Here is a 19,289-nt window from a genome sequence, read left to right as displayed (position 1 = left end):
ACATGGGCGACCGGGCGTACGACGGTTTCAATTCCTCGTAGGTAGGCTGGAAACCAGTAGACAGACTAGAAGCATTGGACATGAGCAAATGTTTCAATTCCTCGTAGGTAGGCTGGAAACGAACAACCAAAGCTTCACCAACCGGACAAAAATAGTGTTTCAATTCCTCGTAGGTAGGCTGGAAACACCATACCACAACGCAATAGCTCCAAGCCAGGATGCGTTTCAATTCCTCGTAGGTAGGCTGGAAACAGAAAACCCGGAGCAAACCCGCCAAGCAGAAAACTACGTTTCAATTCCTCGTAGGTAGGCTGGAAACCCGTTCAGACCGCATGCGTCAACTACCTGTCCTGTCTTCGCCTGGCCAAGACAACGACCGTTTGCCGAAAATCGTTATAGCCCAAAAACACCCGCGGCTTTACCGCGAAAGCGTTTTCGCGCTTTCGCTTTTCGCCCGCAGCGGTGGCGTCGGTCGCCCGGGTTTTTTACATTATTGGACACCGACGACAGGATTCCTGCTACCAGATCCACTCTTCGCCGCCTTTTTTTACCCCCATAAGTTCGCGCGTGGTGTAACGCCAGTCGCCAAGGACGTAAAAGAGAACGGAGTCTTCGCTGAGGTCAATGACGCGGGCGAGGTCGGCCTTGAGCTTGCGGAAGCCGGCTTCGGTTAGTTCGCCCTCGAGCACTGAGTTCTGGACCCAGTGAAGGTATTTGCGCGCGGTTTTTAGGACTTTGGCGACGCGCTTAACGTTGACGTCGTAAACTAAGATCAGGTACACCGGCTACCACCATCCTTTCGCAGCAAAAAGGGCGCAGGCGTTTTTAGGGCGTTGCCGCATCATTGGCCCTCGCTAAAGCGAACCAGATGCGGGTAGACCCGCAGGCTTTTCACCAGCGACTAACAAACGGTTCGTACGGTTCTTCACCGATCAGGTGCTTTTCCAGTTTGTAAAGCTCCAGGCGAAGCAGCGTCTGGTAGCTGACGTGGCGTTTAAGGCGCCGGTGGTAAAAGGTGTTGCGGAGCTTGTTTTCGAACTCCTGCACGTAAAGACGGCGGCCCTCTTCGTTCAAGAAAACGGCCGGGCCCTGGCGGTCGAAATTTTTCGGACCGATCATCTTTTTACCGATCAAGGTAAAGAGAACCCGGTCAGCGAGGATCGGCTTGAAGATCTCGGCTACGTCGAGGTTGAGGGTGAAGCGCCGGAAATTGGTCGCATGCAGGTAGCCGATCCGCGGGTCAAGGTGGGTTTTATAGATTTCGCTCAGGATCTTGACGTAAACAAGAGAGTTGCCAAAGCTGATGAGGGCGTTGAGCGGGTCGGCGGGCGGCCGCCGGCTCCGTTTTTCAACGGTAAAGGGGGAGCCGCTCAAGATCTCGTTGAAGCTTTCATAGTAGTAATTCCGGGCGTTACCCTCGATGGCCATCAGTTCTTCGACGGTGCCGCAGGCCGGAAGGCTGCCACCACAAAAGGTTTCCAGGACCTGGACGGTAGCTGCGAGTTCCTTGCCCCGGTTGGTGTAGTATTTGAGCACCTGAAGGATGTTCGCCAGGCCACCGGCAACGAATTGCCGCGCGAGGGCCAGCCGCTTCTCCGGATCGAGGTAGTGCTCGGCCTGCTTCAGGATAAGGTAGCCCGAGTTGTAATGCTCCCGGGGATAGAAGCTGCCGACATAGTTGCCGTGAAAACCAAAGAAGTGAACTAAGACTTCTTTCTCGTGCAAGAATTCGAGCGTTTTCTTGCTCAGGTCCACCTCGCCGAAGACATAGATATCCCGGATGTTTTCTACGGGAAAATAGCGGGTTTGTTCCTCCGCTTCAACGCAGAGGGTATTCTCTTTCCGGCGCAAGCGGCCGCTTCGGAAGAGGTAGAGGCTTTTCTGCATCGCCTTTGGCGGCACCTCCTCAGGCTCACGCCCAGCAGAAGTCGCTGTAAGCGCACCGGGTACAAAACGGGATCCGCGTCGGCGGCGGTGGCACCGGTTGGCAGAGAAGCGCCTGGATTTTTTGCTTTAACGCCGCTACTTCCGCAGCTAAGGCGTCGGTGAGAACGAGCGGCTCCCGCCGGCGCTCTTCGGGGAAAAGGAGCTCCCCCTGAGCCGCCAAACCCATCTGGCGGAGTTCGTAGAGGTAAAAGGCCAGCTGCATCCGGGCGGCAGCTACCGCACGCGAGCTTTTCTTCACTTCGGCGACGACCAGGTTCTGGCCGCCCCGGCGGACGAGATCAAGCGCCAGGTGCCCAAGATGGATTTCTTTGCGCTCCCGGCTGTAGCTCTGGCTCTGGATGAGCCGACCCAGCTGGAGGTAGATGTGGTCCTCGTCGGGGCAGATTTGGCGCGACATGAGCCAGGCCTTTCTTGGACATACCACGTACGCGTGGACAAGACTTCCTATAATTGGTGGCATAAAAACAACTTCTTTTACCCAAAGGGACTCTGGGCCCTGTATTTCCAGCCGCCTCCCCTCCATTGGTAATCGCCAGGCATCCTTTCGAGAGTCACGTTTTATTCAAAAGCAAAACGTAGCGAAGATTTTGTCTGCTGCATCTTCAGGGTGAAAAATATTTCTTCACCAGATCTCTATCCCTCCAGGTACTTCTTCTCCGCCCGGTGGGGATAGGCCGACCTCTTTATTGTACGGAAGCGCCGTGATATAACAATCCAAATCCGCGGCAGGAGAGAACCATTCGGCATAGGTTGCAAGCCAATAAATCGGCACGGGAACCAGTAATTCGACAAGACGCCAACGCTTGTTCTGCTCGATAAGGGCAAAGGCCTCGTCCCGGAATGCTTCGGGTAGAACCTCGATAGAAAGATGCCCACGGCGAGTAGTGAATTTTGCCCGCATCTCCTCGTCCGAAAGGTTTATGGTGTAACAGCCCAATACCCCTTGCACCTCGGCTAACGTACGGCGTCCTTCCTCGATTTCTTGCTGGTAGGAAGCCTGGGGCACTATTTCTTCGTACAAGCAATGGGTAGCTTCTGCCCAATCGCGATCCGTTGGCTCTTCCGGCAAGGTTTCTAAAAGGTCCCAACTGCGAGTCAGGATCTCGCTGCCGTATATCTTTTCCGAGCCCGGGGACCACTCCTTGAAAACAAATATCGACGCCGGAGGTCGGTCGCCCTTTCGATTTACCCGCCCCATCCGTTGTACCAAAGCATCCAATGGAGCTACTTCGGTGAAGAGGAGGTCATAGGAGATATCCAGGCTAACCTCGACAATCTGAGTAGCCACGAGAACGGTACCCGGCTCCGGCCGGGTAAGTTGGTCTTCTTTCCGCTGGCGGTCACGAAAAGTAAAACGGGAATGAAGCAAACGAACCCTTTCCCCCCCTTGTTCCCGAAGCGCCTGGTAGAGAGATTGGGCATGGCCTACTGTATTAGCGATAACCAGAACAGTTTTCCCTTCACTGGCGCGAGCAAGAATTTCACCCAGTGCCCCGGCCAAAGGTCCGCCGCGCATCCGCAGGCGGTGGCGGCGTCGTTCCCAAAGCGGCGCTTCCCCCTCTACGAGAGGAGCTTCTTCAAAAAGGTTTAACAATGCTTCTGGCAGCGTCGCGCTCGCCAGCGCCAAACGCGCCGGTGGTTCCCGCTTTAAGGCTTCCAGAAGCAGCCCCAGCGTGTACGGTTCGTAACTATGAATCTCGTCCAGTACGACTGTTGCCCGCCGCGCAAGAGCCAGCCGCTCCTCCCAATGCCGCCCATGCAGGTGGGCCAACAGATATTGGTCAAGGGTCGCCACCACTACCGGTTTGGCAAATACCGAAGCAAAAAGGCGAAAGTCAAGGGGGTCCTCTTCCGCTTCCTTGCGCAAGACATAGCCTGCTTTGCCGTGGGCTAAACCAACGTTTTCCGCGCCGTAAATCTTGCGCAGGCGACGCCACATGGCGTTAACAGTCGCCTGCGTAGGGAGTAAATAGAGAAGGCGATCTGTGTTACCTGCCCAAAGGAGTAAAGCCTCCGTCTTACCCGTGCCCGTAGGTGCCCGGAGCCAAAGCCTTTTTCCTCGCTGATCGCTTGCCTTTTGTTGAAAATCCCAGAGCTTTTTGATGCTTTCTTGCTGCCTAACAAATGTATCGATGGCTCCTTTACCGTCGCGCAAGAAAAGGCTTTCCGCTGTTTCTCGGCCGCCAGAAACCAGCCAATCAGCAAGGTGGAGAACCGCTTTTACGTCGGCAAAATCCTTTGTCGGAAGCTGCTGGAAAATCCCGCGCAAGCTTTGCCCGGAAAGTGACGCATCCAATAACCCTGCGGGGGGCTCGCCCTGGAGAGTCAGGCACTCCTGAACCGAAGGAAGACCTTCTAATCCTTGTTCTCTCAGGTATTCCAGAAGAAGCTGGAGAAAAGCACGCAGTTCCGGATGGTAATCCGGAAACTCGTATCCCTTATAAACCTCCGGTCCGAGCGGCGAGTGGTGGCTAACCACAGCCGCTGCAGCTAGGGGCGGCGGAGCCAACCCGCGGAGCTCCGCAGTGAGTACGAAGGGCAGAGAAGCCAAAGCGTGGGGATAGGCCTTGCCCCTCTGCCCCCGAACATACTCCTGAAAACTCTCTGTAGCCTTGCCAAGATCGTGAAAGGCACACGCCAACACCACCCGCTTCTCCAGTTCCGGGGAAAAGCCCAAGCGCCGGGCTAATATGCGACCTTGCTCGGTCACTTCCTTCAGATGGACAAAGAGGGAGACGTCTGGTTTGGCGAGGAGGGAAGATTCACCCACGTAAAGTTCCTCCCTTCCAGAGCTTCGAAGGTAAAAACCGGCTCCCGCCCCGGAAGTTCGACCTCCAGGTCCAATGAAAGAAACGTAAGGGGTATTGAACCTACTGGATGGCGCAGTCCTTTTTCGTCCAGAGTAAAGCCCAAGGGCAGAATTTCCACCACTGGAGGCTCGAAGCGAACTCCGGGTCGTAAAGACAGACGGAAATGAAGCTGCCGGAAGTCGCCAGGAATGATAGTGCCTCGAAAGCAAGCCGTTCCCGGCGATGCTTCTGCGAGGCCGATTTCTTCGATGGTTATTAACTCATCCTCCCGCCCCAAAGAGAGAGGATACACAGGATCGGTAAAGGCCGCCCGCAGATTCTCCAGTAATCTTCGCGGACCGCCGTAGAGCAGCACGTACCGAACAAAGAAGAGTAGTTCGCGAAAGTAAGGTGAGCGCTCCGCGATTTTATTATCCTTGATTTTCATTACCGTCCACATATCCCGCGCCATACCCGGCTTTTGCAGGGCAAGCACGGAAAGGTATAGCTCCCTAACAGGGCTGCCCTTATCCCAAAGTTCCCGGTCAGAAAGACCTAAAGCCGCTCCCGCTAAACCGAGAAGCGTAGTTGGAGGCGGTAAAAGCAACGTCCGTTGGTAGTTATGATCCAGCGGCCGGCGAAACGAGGCTACCTGCGCCGCGACCTTTATCCAGAGGACGTCCATGATTTTACCGCATCCTCCTTGGCTTGGGTTAATGCCTCATGAAGCGTGAGCACCGGACCATAAGCCTGAAGCCGTTCCCGAACCTCAGCCTCATTACCCAAAAACCCTGGTTCCAGCCCGAATAGCGTAGAATCCCGGTATCCTTGGAACTTCTCCAGGGCGTTTACCAACGGCTCCGGGTTAAGATAAAAAGCCCCGTTCTCGTAACGTGCATCTAAAGCCTCCAAGAAGACCGGATGTTTGACCTTTAGCCGCGCGTACACGAAGAAGCGCGGTGAAAGGTCGCTGAGCATGCGAGCCGTGCGTCCCCCACCCCAGAGAATACCCAAGGCACTGAAAAGGGCCTGGAGCCGCCGTATTCGCTCCGTCTCGGAGAGAATGAGAAACCGATGGCCATTTTGCTCAACTCGCACTGTTCCTTCGGGGACTTCTGTTACATTGCCTGTTTCTAAATTGCTGAACACACCTACTCGGTCCAACTCTACCAGCAGACCGCCTTTGAAGAGATTCGCGTAGAGTTCCGTCTCGAACATATTGCCCCCGGCAGCCATCGCCTGCCCGAAACGCTCGAAAGACCGGGTACCCAAGTCGCGGTCGCCTTGGAAGCGGAAAAGCCCAACAGCAGCGGAAACACGCACGGGAGAAGTCCGCCGCCGGCCACCGGAAGGGTCCAAGTAACCGAAAAGGTCTTCGTCCGCAAATTCCCACGGGCGGACGGGTGGCGTAACCTCTTGGTCGCTCACCTGAGCAAAAGGCTCCGACAAAGGAAACCCTAATTCCTCCATCCGGTCGCGCAGCATCCTTCGAAGGGCTTGTCCAGACACGTAGGGAACCGCACTGCCGTCAGGCAGGGTGACTTTCTTTGTTACTACCACGTTGCCTTCCGTATGTGAAGCATTAACGTTGCCTGCCGAAATCTTCATCAAGTAGCCAATAGCAATAGCCTTACTCGCGGAATGACCACTCACGCTGCATCTCCTCCTTGTTCAGCGGTAGCTGGGCTTCTCCTGGCCCGGAGATAACTGTTCATCGCATAAATGGAGAGTAACGTCTTGACCCTCACCCAGGGACTACCGGCAATGCGTTCACCCTGCCCAATTTCCAAAAGCTTCTCGGGTACGGTCAACTCCAGCCGGAACTGGATATCGTTCAGCACGCGGAAGAATTCCTCCGGGTTCTTCGCGTTCCGGAGGGCATAAAGGATACCCATTTCCTTCTTCTCGTGGGCAACAGAACCAAGCCGGTGGCCAAAGCCGCCCAGTACCTTCAGCAAACCCTCATCCACATTCAAAACCTCCTTGGCGTAATGGTTAAACACAGACTCCGTTCCCCAAGATAGCGGCGACGGGCTTTTCTCTTTGACCCGGGCTTCAAAAAGAAAGGCCTCCACGTAGGGAAGCGGATCTCCAAACTCCAGAACAGCCCAACTGACTTTTTCACGCCATAGCGTGTTGAACTGGTCCCCCTCCTTTGTTTGAAATTGGCGAAAAACGCCGGCCAACGTCTGCTGAGGATTATCACCTCCCAATGTCTTTATGCACGTTTCATAAAGGCGATAGAGCGCGTGAAGATGGGAAAACTCGCGAAAAACTTGCATATTGAAGGCTTGTCCCGGCTTGCCCATAATTGCATATAGCGTAAGGGGAGCTGGGGGCAGAGCAGCCGTTGCTCCCAAAAGAGAAGCCAGGAATTCCCTTCCCTCGTCAGTTAGGCGATCAGAACGCCGCACGTGCGAAAACAGCTCCAACAGCAGCGCGAGCGTTGTTTCGTGAAGGTAGGGTCCGTAAAACGGAAGGCGCACATTACCCCCCTTTCTCCCCCCCAAACGTAACGGTTGAAGTACCTCCCGGTGAAGTCGGGCCATTTCACGCAAGTTGGTGTGAAAGAGAAAGAAGTGGAGAGCATCCCTCCCCTGCGTTACCCAAAGCCAGGTTAGATAGCCCGCTACCCCCGCAACCGCGCAACGGGGACATAAATTGACTCCTCGCTTCGCTCCCGAGTAAAAGTTGCCAAATTTACCCGGTTCCACCACAAAGGGAAATATCCACATCTTTGCATCAGTCAGAGGCGCCAGCGCCCCGCAAATATCACAATATCCCTTTTTCTTTTTAAACTCGAGGCTCAACTTGGGGCAGGGGGGTTGAGTAAAGTAATCCTTGTCGTGAATCTTTTGCTTGGGCGCCCTGCCGACAACTTTAATGAAAAGATTGGTCGGATAAACCCAGTTCACTTTCTCGTATTCCCTTAGTTCCCCCGTAGCCTCATCCAGATACTTGCCTTTATTGCCTGTTTTTTGCACTAAACGCCGTTGCATCTCGTCCAGTACTTGCTCAAACTGGTGCTCTCCTACACCTACCAAATCGTACAAGGCTACCAAACCGTTATCCACCCAGAAATTTCCCGTAGGATGCTCCAGGTCAATTTGGACAGAAATGTTCGCCTCTTTCTGGGAAGCACTCTTGCGAGCCATTTGCTCACCTCCCAATCTTAGACTACAAGAACCCGTTTGCTTTGAGGAGAGCAGCAGCTACTGTTTTAACTGGTAGAACAATACCAAAACCGCCTCGGCACCGCGACTGAATCACATTTCGAGCAGCTCCTCCCGGGGGAGTTGGCGGCAGCACGTTTTTACGCCGAGGGTTTCCAGCACCTGCCGGATAAAGTCTTCGATAACGGTGGCGTATGCTTCGTAGTTTTCGCGGTGTAGTGGCTGCACGCCGTGGGCTAAAATCGAGCTGTTGCGGCCTTCCAGCGCCGCTAGCAGCCGCTGCTGGTTTTCTTGCCATAAACGGCCGACGGTATCGCCGAGGTCCGCAAGAAGGTCGTAAGCCCTTTTCAAAGGCAGGCGGATGCGGCCGTCCGTATCGGCTAGCCGATTATACCGCTCGTGAAGATGCTCCGGCAGCTTCGCAAGCTCTACGTTACCCGTCTCGATCCCCCACTCTTTCTGCAGGCGGACCTGGGCCAACATCTCCAGCGCCCGGTAGAGCCTGGCGACGCAATCATCATACCGCCCCTGCGCTGCGCGCCGCCGGGCGTTAAAGGTAAGGTCAATTACGAGCTCGTACCCGGTAGCTCTTCTCTCTCCCGTAATGGATAAGAGCGCTTCTATAAAGGGCGCGCAACGCTTTCCTCCTACAGCCCGAAGCAATTCTAACGCCCGCGCGTGATCAAAAACATCCCAGGAATGAAAGGCTTGGCATAACCGGCGCGCGCGGAGCAGCTCGTCTTGGTAAGACCCTGAAAGAGGCTGGTTCGCAGTAGCCTCAGCGAGAACCGCATCGGCCATATCGTAAGCATAGTGTTTCAGGAATTCTCTGGCCTGATTTCGCAGCAAGGTAAGGGCTACCACCTGCCTGTCGACAGACACAGGTATATCTCCGACCCTCACTTTAACAAGGTCGCGCCGGGGGCCTTTATTTAGAGTAAGACTCCAGTTTCCCTCGATAATAGCAAACAAAGCGAGGGCTACGGACATTGTTTTGGTGCCACCGGTGTAGTTAGCAATCACCTCGGCGCCAGAACCAAAGCGGGCGGTGATTTCTGCGCTAGCCTTTCTCACAATCTTGTAACAGGCATCCAGGTCGTCCGGGTCTTCCACCTTGATCTTTCTGTAAGCATCCGGCCGAAGACCTAATTGGTGCGCTATAGCCCTTTTCCTATCCCCACAAGGCTCCCCGGGACCATCAATGGTGAGCGAACTTCCTTTTCCTTTAGGATCTTCAGAACAGAAAAAGTAAATAAAATCGGGTCTGAGATCCCGGCAGGCGTTAACCACTGGCTCACAAGACCCACCAACCGATATCACTAAAACGCGCGGCATCCTTGATTCACCCTTCCTTAGCTAGCTAACAACTCTGGCAACCGCATAAGGTCTTCCCGAGCGACGACGGACTTAATGCCATACTCTTTCGCCCGCGCCTTAAAAAAGGATGGGACTTCGCCAGCTGGGCGGCTGGTCACAAAAACCAACCGCGCAAAGCGCCCAAGGCGGTAGCGGAGCGCCTCAAGCTTGTTCAGCGTGGCTTGGCTGGCTGATCCGCGAAGGTCGCCGCTTTTGCATTCGATGACGAAAAGCTGCCCCCTGCGTGTCAGGACCACGTCGAGCTCGTTTTCCACTTTTTCAAGTTCGGCCTTGACTGACCATTGCACATCATCAAAGCTCGCGCCCACACCTTTGCTGTGCGACCGCAGCAGGTGGTAAACCGTAAGCTCGAGCCAATCCCCGGTAATAAAATCAACGCCGTCCTTGGTAAAGATAAGCTTGCCGTTCTTGTTATCCAGGAGTTCGAACCGGAACAGGAGATTGATAAACTGGTTCACGAATAGGTTTGACTCTCGAAGAGAGGAGGGCAACTCCGATTTCTTTTTAGCAACCTCAGCCCACTCTTCAAGGATAGACACGCACCGGGGCCAAAAAGCTAAGATGAGGTCAATCAGTTTGGATAGCCGCTGCGGTTGCTCTTGCTGCTCAGGCTCTTTGCAGGTTAAACCGTAGGCCGCTAAGTAAAAGGACACCGTAATCGGCCGCAGATCAAACTTATGCTCCGCTATCTGTTGTTCCCGGTGGTACCAAACCAGACGTTCGTGGTCTGTATCCACGTAGAGAGCCGGACATCCGGTTTCCATCGCCGCAAGAAATGCGCCTACCGACATACATTTAGTGCCGCCAGTAAAATTTACCACCACCCGAAGATCTTTTCCGGTTAGTTGCTCGATAGCCGCTCTTATCGTTGCCTGCGCTGCGCCGACGTTAAAGGCGTCAACCGCCGGCTCTGCGTCCTGAACCCGCACCATATCCTTTAAAACCTCTTTAGTGTTCTGCCAAGCGCGTGATAAAGAACTGCCGGGAGTCTCTGCCTCTAAGGAACGCACCAGATGTACTTCCGTAAAGGTAAGCCCTTTTTGGTAGCAGGGGATGATATTCTGCATCCGCTGCTCGCTCACCAAGGCGATCATCGCTTGCACGCTGCCGCCCTCCCCAACGGTCACCGGTCCGCCCCGGCCGCCGTGGGCGGCTTCGCCTCTTCCACCGGCGCGCAGCAGCCGTAGCCCTGCGAGTTTTTCGCGCCTAGGCCGGCGTCGAGAGCCACCTGCAGGAGGCCGGGGTCGCCGCGGAGTTCGTAGTGGCCCATCCAGCCCTTAACGACGGTACTTTTATAGTAGGTCACCTTGAGGTCCCGGTCCGTCACCCCTACCGGCAGGATGGTGAACCCCCCGGTGTCGGCCGGGCGCCCGTGGATCAGGAGGTGCTTTTTGGCCAGGTTGCCCGCCACCAGTTCCCCGAAGCGCGGCTCGAAAGGCGAGTAGTAGTAGGTGTAGGCGCGCCCGCCGGCGCTATCCAAGGTGCTGTAGGTGACCAGCGGCGAGAGCATCCGCACCCGGAGGGTGTTTTGCCGCACCCGCGGCGCCGCCGTCGCCATCTCCTTCACCTCCAGGTGGGCCTCCCCGAGGCGAACACGCCCTTGACGCAGAAAGCCTGTCCCAAGCTCCTGGAGGATGAAGGGGATAGGGGAGCAGATAACCAGGCGCAGCGGCGGCGTGAGCACCAGCCGCCCGGCCGCCTGGTCGTAACGCGCCGCCCGGCCCAGCAGCCGCGAGAAGGTAAAGAGCTTAAACCGCCGTTTTTCCAGGGTGAACCCCTGGTCGTGGAGGTAACTCCTCAGCACGGGGTTCTCCATCTGCCGGTAGATGAGCCCCTGGAGCAGGTGGCTGTACTGCACCGGAACGGCCACCGGCCCCGGAGCGCTAAAGAAGATCGTGAGCTGCACGGGTAATTCCTCCCGCTATTTTGTTTTCTTGAAGCCGGGCCAGTTTTTAAGCGCTGCCCACCGCGGGTCAATATCGTCCGTATTACCACGATTGTCCTTTGCCGTCATGGCCGCTTTACCAGAGGTCCCCTGAAGCTTCCCTGAACCACCTGGTTCTGGTCGCCCCTCTCGTTTGGCCGCAGCATGTTTCTCTTGCCTGCGCTGCACCGTATCGTCCCCTGGCGGTAGTGTTAGAGAGACGCTAACTGCGCGGTGCAACCGGTTCACCCATCCGATAACGTAGGCCAGCTCTTCGAAAGAAAGGCCCTTAAGATCAGGGTGGTTCACCCGGCCGTTACGCACCCGAAGGACAGTAAGAATCCCCCGGTACTGGCCTGGCATACTGTAACGCGCCAGCGGGCTCTCCGGTAGCTTTTCAATCAAGGACAGCGCCTGGTGCAACCGGTCCGTATTTGCCGGCAGGCGCGCAAACTCCCGAAAGATATTAGCTACCGTACTTACGGCAGTGGGGCTCGATTTATCCGAACCCTGCGGCCATCCAGGTTCTTCAAGCAGCTGGTAAGCTATCTTCAAGAGCCGTTCTCTATCCAGCGCCATTGCCATGCCCCCTTCTTTTTACATCCCGCTAATACCCTTCGGCACCCCAAGCTGGACCGTGCCGCTTACCAGAAAGGATCTCCCGCAGCAGCCTAACGTTGGCAGCAATCTCAGGGTCGTTCTGGCCATAATCTTGCGCCAGCGCTACCGGATCCAAATCCTGTGACCCCAAAAACCCTAAACAATCCCGAGTGTACCACCTCACTTCCTGAAACCGCACCTGCACCGTGCCCATGTAGGCCGGTTTACCATAACCCAAACCAAGCCGGATTTTGCCATCGAGCCCGAGAGCAAAGCAGAGTAGCGCCAATTCCTCCTGGTCGAGGTTCTGGAAGGTTACCTTGCCCAGGAAATAGCTGCCGGGCAGGACCATTTCGCAAGGTTGGTTTCCTTTGCGAGGCTCTCCTTGCAGGTAAAACTTTCGCCCGCGAAAAGCCGGAGGAGGCGGTTGGTCTCTAAAATCCCTCTGCCATTTTAACCACTCGTCTTTCGTACAGTCGGGACAGTAGGCCGGTCCGTTACAGGGAACCGCTTTGTAAAACCGGCAGTAATACAAGCGTTCGTTACCGCAGCCGCGGTTGCCGTGGGGATAATCCTTAAACGGCTGCTCTAATGCCGGCAGCTCCTTCACGCCCAGTTCCACCCTATCACCAGGCGTAAACTCACCAAAGACCACCCGGCCCCGGTAGCCCTTCTTCCCCTGGACAAAGCCGAAAAGCCGGCAGGCGATGCAGGCGGCTCCTTCGGTGCACGGTGTCCGGATTCCCTGCGGAAAAGCGCCCTGCAGCCTTCGGCAGTTTTTACCAGGGGGCTGTGGTAGGCAGCTCCGCGACGCCGCCTCGGCCAGGCTCCGCACCACTCCTTTTAAAGAAGAGCCGGGAATAACCGGGATTTCACCTTGGCGCAGAAAGGCCCGGACCAGCTGCCCGTTAACAAGGCGGTACGAGCCGGTACCAATGTGCAAGGGGGTTATAGTTTCAAGCTTCAAAACCAGCTGCCCGGTTAGCCGGCGCGGGTCGATCCGGTTATGGGGCACGATGGGGCGCCGGTCCTCGCGGCGCACCGCGAGCAAGGGCACAAAAGCGTAGGGTTTTTTCCGTAGCAGTGTCCCGGTTCCTTTAGCCACCGTGACTCACCCTCTCCCGCCCTTGCTGCACCTCTTTCTGTTTGCGGTGCAGCTTTTCCAGTTCTTTCACCAGGTCAACGTCGAGGTTCACGAGCCATTCAAAACCTTTACGGACAGCCTCCCAGCAGTATTCTCGCCTGTTAAACCGACAACCGGTTATCTTCACGGTGTCACCATCCTCATAGCCACGGAGGATCTCTCCAGGCGGCTTGCCACGGTAATCCCGCAGCACCACCTGGACATTCTCCACGCGCACCCGGCCGTAGCCCCGAGTGGTGCTGCCGCCGATCAAGACGTAACCCTCGTCGAGGTCTTGCAACAACCAGCCGAGCAGCTTTAGCTGCCAAAGCGCGAAGTTAGTTAGGCTAATTTCTGCGGCGAAGGTTCCCTCTTCGACCGCCTCCGGGCTAAACAAGGCCGTTCCCTGGGTCGCGCCGGTAATCCGGTTGATAGCCACGTGATTCCGCTCGTTCAGTTGCAAAGGCCTGCCCTCCACCGGAAAGGCGTCGGCACAACGCAGGCGTCCCGCCAGGTAGGTCTGCCCGAAAAGCTGGGTTACTGGGTCCGAAGCGTAGTAGCGGTCCCGGCCCGATTTATATCTGTTTTTCATTTCTTTCTCTGTCTCGCGCTGCCGCTCAAACGGATCTGGAATCTTCATACCTTCCGGTGCCAGCGCCCGGACGATCTGCTCCGCCCGGCTCCGCAGGACGCCTTTCAGGCTGGAACCCGGGATATAGGGCACCTCCTTGCCGTTCCGCCAGGCACGGACAAAGCGCATATCCGGCAACAGGGGGTCAAGACCCGGCTGGTCCGGCCCCTTGATCAAAAGCGGTCCGGCAGTATGCAGCCAGAAAGAAACACGCGCTTCGTTACGCAGATTTTTAAACACCCGTCTCACCTCCCAGGGCAAGACCCGCCTCACGACAGGCGCTTTCCACGTCTTGCGACACTATGCCGCTCCACCCGCGAGCCAGAAAATTCTGCAGATTAGCGGTAGTAACTGAAAATACCTGGACAGCTTCCAGGCGCACGCGGCCGAGACCGCGACCGGTGCAGCCACCCAGAGGAATTTCCCCGCGCGTAAAAGGCAGCAAAGTAAGGAGGATATGCCGCCACTCCTCTTCGCTTACGTTTTCTGCTATAGCTTCAAAGGTAAAAGCTGTTCCGGCCGGTACCGCTTCAATCTCGTACTTCCGGTTGGGGTAAGCAGTGCGGGTATCCCGGTCGATGGCGACCCCGGGGCGGACCTCGCAAAAGCCCGGCCAACTCCGCTCCTCCAGGAGTAAATCCCGCACCCGCAGACGGCCGGCAAAGTGCGGGCTACCAAAGAGGCGACAGGCCGGGCAAAGCCGGGCGTAGATTGCTTCGGCCAGCGGAAGATCGTCCTTATGCTCTTTCTTAAGTTTTTTCACCGTTTCTGTAGGCAGGCACGGAGCACCCAACGGATCACAGCACCCCCGGTCGCCGTTATCAAGCTGTCCCAGAACCTGTTCGGCAAAGGACCGCCAGACCCCCTTGAAGGACGAACCGGGGATGAAGGGACGCTGGTAGGCGTCGCGGATGACCGGGTTATCTCCTGCAGTGGGATTAGGCAGAGCCTCCCCACTCCCGATGCGCAGCGGGGTTACGGCTACCAAACGCCCGGTGATCCGACGCCGGTTGTAGAAGGTATTGTAAAACAGGCTAACGCCGGCCGTCACGGCGCTCACCTCCGTTTTTCTTGTTTCTGTCCTTCCCTTTAAGGCACTCCAAGTACTTGACCCGCCAGGCCAGATACCCAAAGAACTGGGCCAGGCAGCGAAGGACAAACTGCTTGTCCCCAAGGCGTTCTTTTCGAGCCAAGTCCTCTACTTCTTCGATCTCTTTCTTCAAGGCCTCGCCGAAGGGTTGTCCGCCTATTTTACACCGCCAGTTTTCTTCCTTCTCATCACGCCCCATCTGATAATCGATAAAGGCTTTAATTTCCAGCGGTGTGGCCGCCATTTGGGCCAACGCTACTAGGTTTCGAATCTGCTTATCCCCCATTTTTTGGGGTTTAGAGTCGCTATCCTTCAAGAATTGAGCCGCCTTTTGCGCCAGCTCTTCCTTCAACCTGTCAAGTGCTTGCTTCCTCGCCCGCTCAAGCTCGAAATCCGCCGCTAGCGTCTCATTAACACCCACCGGTCATCCCTCCTCAAGGTGAAAGCTATCACAGATGCATACCGCACCGTAACCGTCCTCGGTTTTCGCACCCACGCCCTGTTCCTCCAAAAGCTGGAGCGCCTGAAGCAACCCATCATCTAACGCGCCACGCACCCGGCAGAGAAAAACGCTCCCAGCTGCGATATGTAGTGTTGCTTCCCGGCGCCCACCAGGCCGTTCCGCCGTGCAGTAGCCGCCGTAAACCCGGAAATCAGCAATAATCCTAACCGCATCTAGATCACGCGTTGAAAGAGGCAACTCGGGCGGAAATAAGGCCGCTGCCAGCTCTCGCCGCAAAACCGCCGTCCGGACCCACTCAACCTTTGCCGTTAGCGCCGCCGCCGGTAGAGCATCGGCAAGTAAGGTGACGGAAAAGTAGCTATATTCCCCCGTCTCCGTCTCCCCACGCCGCTCAAGCCACTCCCGGGCGCCTTCCTGGAACCGGGTCAGCCGCTCCAGCAGGTTGGCAGAACCAGACCCCTCTGATTTTTCTAGCCGGAGGGTAGCTTGTCCCAGACCCACGGTAGTTTTCGCCCCCAAACGTAACGTAAAATCCTGGGGGATTCCTCCGGCTGTATCCGGAATATCAAGCTGGCCCCGGAACGTTTGCCCTTCGTTTAGAACCCGCAGCGCAAAAAGCCGCCGGTCTTGGGCTACACCCCGGTAAGGGTCGACCGCCAAGCGCATTACCAGCCGCCGGTCAACCGATATCCCCTCTCTCTTATCGTTGAGGTACCCACCAACACGCTCGGCGCGCTCTCCGCACACAGGGCAACGAGGCTCACCAACGCCAAGTAGAGTATCAAAAACTGGGTGCTTCTTATCGAACTTACAGCGGTATGCGGTGAGCGGTGCCACCCGCGCGCCGTCCTTGTACAGGTGGCTGAACCGCAAGCCCGCAAAAGAAGCACAAAGCCCGCGCCAGGAGCAGGCCTGGCAGTCGGGTCCATCGGCAAACCGCACCCAGTGTAACCGCTCACCGTCCGTGTAATACGGGCAATTTTCCGTAATTGCCCGGGCAAAGGCGGCCCGCAGCACTCCTCCCGGGATGAAGTCGCGCGAAGGGAGAAAGTAGGCCGACGGCTCGCGCCGGTCACCAACCAGGGCCGGGCTATCTAGCGTCAGGGTTACGGTGTACCGCATTTTTTCTCCTCCTCTAGTATCTCTGCCCGGAACCAGCCTAGGCCCCGGCTCTTGCCAAAACCGAGCGCGTAGTTGAAGGCGAAGGCATCTTTCAGCGTCGCAATAACCGCTGCCCGTTTTTCTTCTGGCACAAACCCGCTAATCCGGCCTTCGAAAACGATATTTTCACCACCAACCGTTTCCACTGTGTAAAGCGCGCCGTCACGGGCTACCCGCCGGTAGCGGTCCATGCTGATACCGGCACGCACGCCGACCCAGCGATTTACATCATCACCAGTACCGCGAGCATCCTCAAAATACAAGGCTCCCCTCCCCCAACCTGCGCGGCCAAAAATTAGGCAAACAAGACAGGTGCAATCGTCAGTTCGCCGGCAAACTTCAGCTACGCCGTAGACCCCGGCCCGTGCGAGGGCAGTTACCGCCGCTCGCAGCCGTCCCTTGACGGTTGAGCCAGGGATAACCGGGCAACCGCCTTGCCGGTAAACGTACTTATCCAGGAACCCGCTGCCGCCGGTGCCCGTTCCCACGTGTACCGGAGTAATGAGCTTTAACCGATAGGTAATATCGACCTTCACCAGACTCAACAGGTTTCACCTCCCGCCCCAACGTAGTTCCAGAGTTCCACCACGTCCAGCCAGGGGCAACAGCGTGAGCCATCACGCTCGCAAAACATTCCAGGGGTATCAGATTGCCCCGTCAAGGATTCCCAGCATTTCCCCAGGGTCTCACGCTGGGCGTCGCTCAAGCGGGCGTACTGGTAGTTAAAGAATAGTTCCGCCACCTGCCGGCCGTACTGCTCTACCGCCTGACGCAACCCGTAAAACCAGCTCCGGCCAGGCGCCTGCGGCGCAGCTTGCAGTCGGCGCACCGCATCCATCAAGCGCCGGGCCTCGGAAAAGGTGTACGGCCGCAGAGTGAGTTTGGCGTCATTTTTGCAAAGGGTTGCCTTGCGGTAGGCAGTGATATTGTCCTGGTAGGCAGCGTAAGATGCTAACACGGCTACATCCAAGGTCCCTTCTTTTAAAGCTTCCTTTGCCCCATAAACCCGTTTTTTCGCCTCTTTGAGAAGTGTTTGCGCCAATTCGAAGAGATACCGCACCGGTGTCTTGGCCCCGGCAATGACTACGCCCAGCGAGAGGGTAGCGCGAGGCTCTTCCGCCGTTAAATTCTTGAACAACCGGTCAAATCGCTCTCCGATCGCAACAGCCAGAGGCAGTGCTGCCCGCGCCGGAACGAGCATAAAGATATCGTCCCCGCCCAGGGCGATGATTTCTACCGATTGCTCTTTTATAAGCGATTGGTTTTCTTTAAGGGCTGTAAAAACTGCCGTGTAGGCCGCACTCTCAGTAAACTGACTCAGCAGGCGCAGCCCGGCCAGGAATTTACACTGCCCGAAAAGGGGCCCGAAGTTGTTGCCGTCAGCGTAAATCACGGCGATTTCGTTCCTGTCGTCCGCAATCTCCTCGATTTCTTGCGCCGCAGAAAGGTCCGCGCTCTCGCCGCGCGCCTGCCAGAAGCGCCGGTATTCCTTCGTAAAGACGGTTTCCTTCGCGTCTCGTCCGATAAGCTGCTTGCGCAAGCAAGAAGCACATAACGGTCGGTCCTCGTCCTCATACAACCATACCCGAGTTGCGGGACGGACACCGCAGGATTCGCAGCATTGTCCCGGCTTGGCGGCCGGCAGGGGTAAGCTCTCACCCATCGAGAATCCCTCGTGATAAAGATCGATTGCCCCTTCGGCAGCGTTCCACGCCGGGATTAGCGCGCTGCGGCGGTCAACCATTTCCTCGGTCAAACTAGTGCGCAGCTTACCGAAGTCGGCCAGCTCCGAAGCCCTTACCTTACGCGCCACCCCCACCGCGCGGGCGGTAAGACAGACCTCCCGGTGCAACCGCTCGATCTCCCCCGCAACCCTCTCGCCTTCACCGGCCGGTACCACCGCCATCACGTGGCCGCCACCGGCGTAGACAATCGATTCCGTAGTTAGCCCAGGCAGTTCGCGAAACATTTGAAGATAACGCTTGCGGTTGATGTCGTCCAGGAGCACGCTGGCGCCGCGGATCTCGCCGATGCGGTTCGTTTCCAGATAGTAATCCTTAACCTTAAAGGCTCCACCCTCAACCACATCCAACATCCCCGACGTGTCCGCTGCCCCGTCTGTGTCAGGATAACCGGCCAAAAACGAAGCTGTTTGGTAAGCCTCGCGCAGTTCCTCCGGGATTGGTACCAAACCTATCAGGCGTTCCTGCATCCCGAAAACACCGCTGCCATCCAAAAGGGAGGTCAGGCGGAGCAACGGCCACTCCTCTGACCGCATCCGGTCGGCTGCCAGGGCATAGAATAAGCCCGTTCGCAGGAGCAGGAAATCGGCCAGCCGCACGCACGGTTTATTTTCGCCGCGCAGCCATCCGGATAGGCTTGTTTCCCCATCTCTGCCAAAAGAGGCCCGCCCGGGGTAAGGCAACTCGGGCCAGAGTACCGCCAACGGGATGACCCCGCAAATCCCTTCTATCCCTACTTTCTGGCCTTCGAAGTTAAGACCCTTTTCCTCAAGATAGAGCTTCCGACTGAAGATATCTCGCTTAGCTAAAAAATCTACCAGGTAATCAATAGCAGTAGCGGAATCATAATTTCGCCGCAAAGCCTCTATCCAGACTAACCCGCAACGGGTGATTTCTGCAGCCTCGTCCTTCTTCAGGAAGTAGCGGGTTTTAGTCACCGGATGCACCCAGAGAAGCGCATCCGCAGGCGGGAACTCTTTTTTTGCTGGATCACCCAACGGGTTGCAGATATCTTCTAACCAGTTAACAAACGCCAAATTTCTTTCACCTCCCCATATCATCCGCAACATCAGTCCGCCTTTCCCTGCCGCTCCTACCGTCAACGGGTGGGAGAAGTTGATGATCTGCACGTTACCTCTCGGCCTCCGTCAGGCTAAAGTAGGGTGCAAACTCAGCGATTAAAACGTTGCGGTCCACGTCGTGCGGCGGATAGCCGAGCCACTCCCTGAGCTTCTCGTAAACGCTCCGGAGTTGATTGGCAACGGTTTG

At 56.5% G+C, this 19,289-nt stretch carries 18 protein-coding genes and 1 CRISPR repeat array; all 18 genes read right to left on the bottom strand.

Going from position 1 to position 19,289, the window contains the following annotated elements; all coding sequences use genetic code 11:
- Positions 1-24 precede the first annotated feature (24 nt).
- Positions 25-319: direct repeats of the CRISPR family, unit length 30 nt; unit sequence GTTTCAATTCCTCGTAGGTAGGCTGGAAAC.
- Positions 320-518: 199 nt separating this feature from the next.
- The 18 genes from cas2 to ACUVTA_RS03225 all read right to left on the bottom strand — a co-directional run bounded on the left by cas2 (position 519) and on the right by ACUVTA_RS03225 (position 19,057).
- On the bottom strand, positions 519-782 hold the full coding sequence (gene cas2 / locus ACUVTA_RS03310) for a CRISPR-associated endonuclease Cas2 (RefSeq protein ID WP_445951560.1): 264 nt from the start codon (positions 780-782) through the stop codon (positions 519-521).
- 109 nt (positions 783-891) lie between these two features.
- A complete protein-coding gene (cas1b, locus tag ACUVTA_RS03305; protein WP_445951559.1) occupies positions 892-1,887 on the bottom strand; it encodes a type I-B CRISPR-associated endonuclease Cas1b in 996 nt (331 codons plus the stop codon).
- A gap of 25 nt (positions 1,888-1,912) precedes the next feature.
- A complete protein-coding gene (cas4, locus tag ACUVTA_RS03300) occupies positions 1,913-2,407 on the bottom strand; it encodes a CRISPR-associated protein Cas4 (RefSeq protein WP_445951558.1) in 495 nt (164 codons plus the stop codon).
- A 162-nt stretch (positions 2,408-2,569) separates the two neighbouring features.
- Positions 2,570-4,717 carry a CRISPR-associated helicase Cas3' gene (gene cas3 / locus ACUVTA_RS03295; protein WP_445951557.1) on the bottom strand — a complete coding sequence of 716 codons (2,148 nt, stop codon included), beginning with the start codon at positions 4,715-4,717 and terminating at the stop codon, positions 2,570-2,572.
- Positions 4,663-5,421, bottom strand: coding sequence for a CRISPR-associated protein Cas5 (gene cas5, locus ACUVTA_RS03290; RefSeq protein ID WP_445951556.1), 759 nt, complete (start codon positions 5,419-5,421; stop codon positions 4,663-4,665). The genes cas3 and cas5 overlap by 55 nt, the downstream gene beginning before the upstream one ends.
- Positions 5,403-6,389: a type I-B CRISPR-associated protein Cas7/Cst2/DevR gene (cas7i, locus tag ACUVTA_RS03285; protein WP_445951555.1), complete on the bottom strand. Its 987-nt coding sequence runs from the start codon at positions 6,387-6,389 to the stop codon at positions 5,403-5,405. The genes cas5 and cas7i overlap by 19 nt, the downstream gene beginning before the upstream one ends.
- Complete coding sequence (locus tag ACUVTA_RS03280; protein ID WP_445951554.1) at positions 6,386-7,222, bottom strand: hypothetical protein; 837 nt, start codon at positions 7,220-7,222, stop codon at positions 6,386-6,388. The genes cas7i and ACUVTA_RS03280 overlap by 4 nt, the downstream gene beginning before the upstream one ends.
- A gap of 780 nt (positions 7,223-8,002) precedes the next feature.
- Positions 8,003-9,244 (bottom strand): TIGR02710 family CRISPR-associated CARF protein, encoded by a 1,242-nt coding sequence (locus ACUVTA_RS03275; RefSeq protein WP_445951553.1) that lies wholly within the window; start codon positions 9,242-9,244, stop codon positions 8,003-8,005.
- A 17-nt stretch (positions 9,245-9,261) separates the two neighbouring features.
- On the bottom strand, positions 9,262-10,413 hold the full coding sequence (locus tag ACUVTA_RS03270) for a Card1-like endonuclease domain-containing protein (RefSeq protein WP_445951552.1): 1,152 nt from the start codon (positions 10,411-10,413) through the stop codon (positions 9,262-9,264).
- A complete protein-coding gene (cas6, locus tag ACUVTA_RS03265; protein WP_445951551.1) occupies positions 10,410-11,192 on the bottom strand; it encodes a CRISPR-associated endoribonuclease Cas6 in 783 nt (260 codons plus the stop codon). The genes ACUVTA_RS03270 and cas6 overlap by 4 nt, the downstream gene beginning before the upstream one ends.
- 15 nt (positions 11,193-11,207) lie before the next feature.
- A complete protein-coding gene (locus ACUVTA_RS03260) occupies positions 11,208-11,789 on the bottom strand; it encodes a hypothetical protein (protein WP_445951550.1) in 582 nt (193 codons plus the stop codon).
- 28 nt (positions 11,790-11,817) lie between these two features.
- The gene (locus ACUVTA_RS03255; RefSeq protein ID WP_445951549.1) at positions 11,818-12,915 is read right to left on the bottom strand and encodes an RAMP superfamily CRISPR-associated protein; all 1,098 of its coding nucleotides are present in this window, start codon (positions 12,913-12,915) and stop codon (positions 11,818-11,820) included.
- Positions 12,908-13,804, bottom strand: coding sequence for an RAMP superfamily CRISPR-associated protein (locus ACUVTA_RS03250; protein WP_445951548.1), 897 nt, complete (start codon positions 13,802-13,804; stop codon positions 12,908-12,910). The genes ACUVTA_RS03255 and ACUVTA_RS03250 overlap by 8 nt, the downstream gene beginning before the upstream one ends.
- Complete coding sequence (gene csx7, locus ACUVTA_RS03245) at positions 13,797-14,615, bottom strand: type III CRISPR-associated RAMP protein Csx7 (RefSeq protein WP_445951547.1); 819 nt, start codon at positions 14,613-14,615, stop codon at positions 13,797-13,799. The genes ACUVTA_RS03250 and csx7 overlap by 8 nt, the downstream gene beginning before the upstream one ends.
- The gene (locus tag ACUVTA_RS03240; protein ID WP_445951546.1) at positions 14,599-15,075 is read right to left on the bottom strand and encodes a hypothetical protein; all 477 of its coding nucleotides are present in this window, start codon (positions 15,073-15,075) and stop codon (positions 14,599-14,601) included. The genes csx7 and ACUVTA_RS03240 overlap by 17 nt, the downstream gene beginning before the upstream one ends.
- A 3-nt stretch (positions 15,076-15,078) precedes the next feature.
- Complete coding sequence (locus ACUVTA_RS03235) at positions 15,079-16,239, bottom strand: hypothetical protein (protein WP_445951545.1); 1,161 nt, start codon at positions 16,237-16,239, stop codon at positions 15,079-15,081.
- Entirely contained in the window at positions 16,224-16,814 is a 591-nt protein-coding gene (locus ACUVTA_RS03230; RefSeq protein ID WP_445951561.1) for an RAMP superfamily CRISPR-associated protein, read from the bottom strand. Before ACUVTA_RS03230 ends, ACUVTA_RS03235 begins: the two co-directional genes overlap by 16 nt.
- A 5-nt stretch (positions 16,815-16,819) precedes the next feature.
- Positions 16,820-19,057, bottom strand: a complete 2,238-nt coding sequence (locus ACUVTA_RS03225; protein WP_445951544.1) for a Cas10/Cmr2 second palm domain-containing protein — start codon at positions 19,055-19,057, stop codon at positions 16,820-16,822.
- Positions 19,058-19,289: the final 232 nt, after the last annotated feature.

The sequence above is a fragment of the Thermodesulfitimonas sp. genome, from assembly GCF_052743955.1.
Note: the sequence above shows the minus strand (reverse complement) of the source record. Positions and strands in the feature narration are given on the sequence as shown.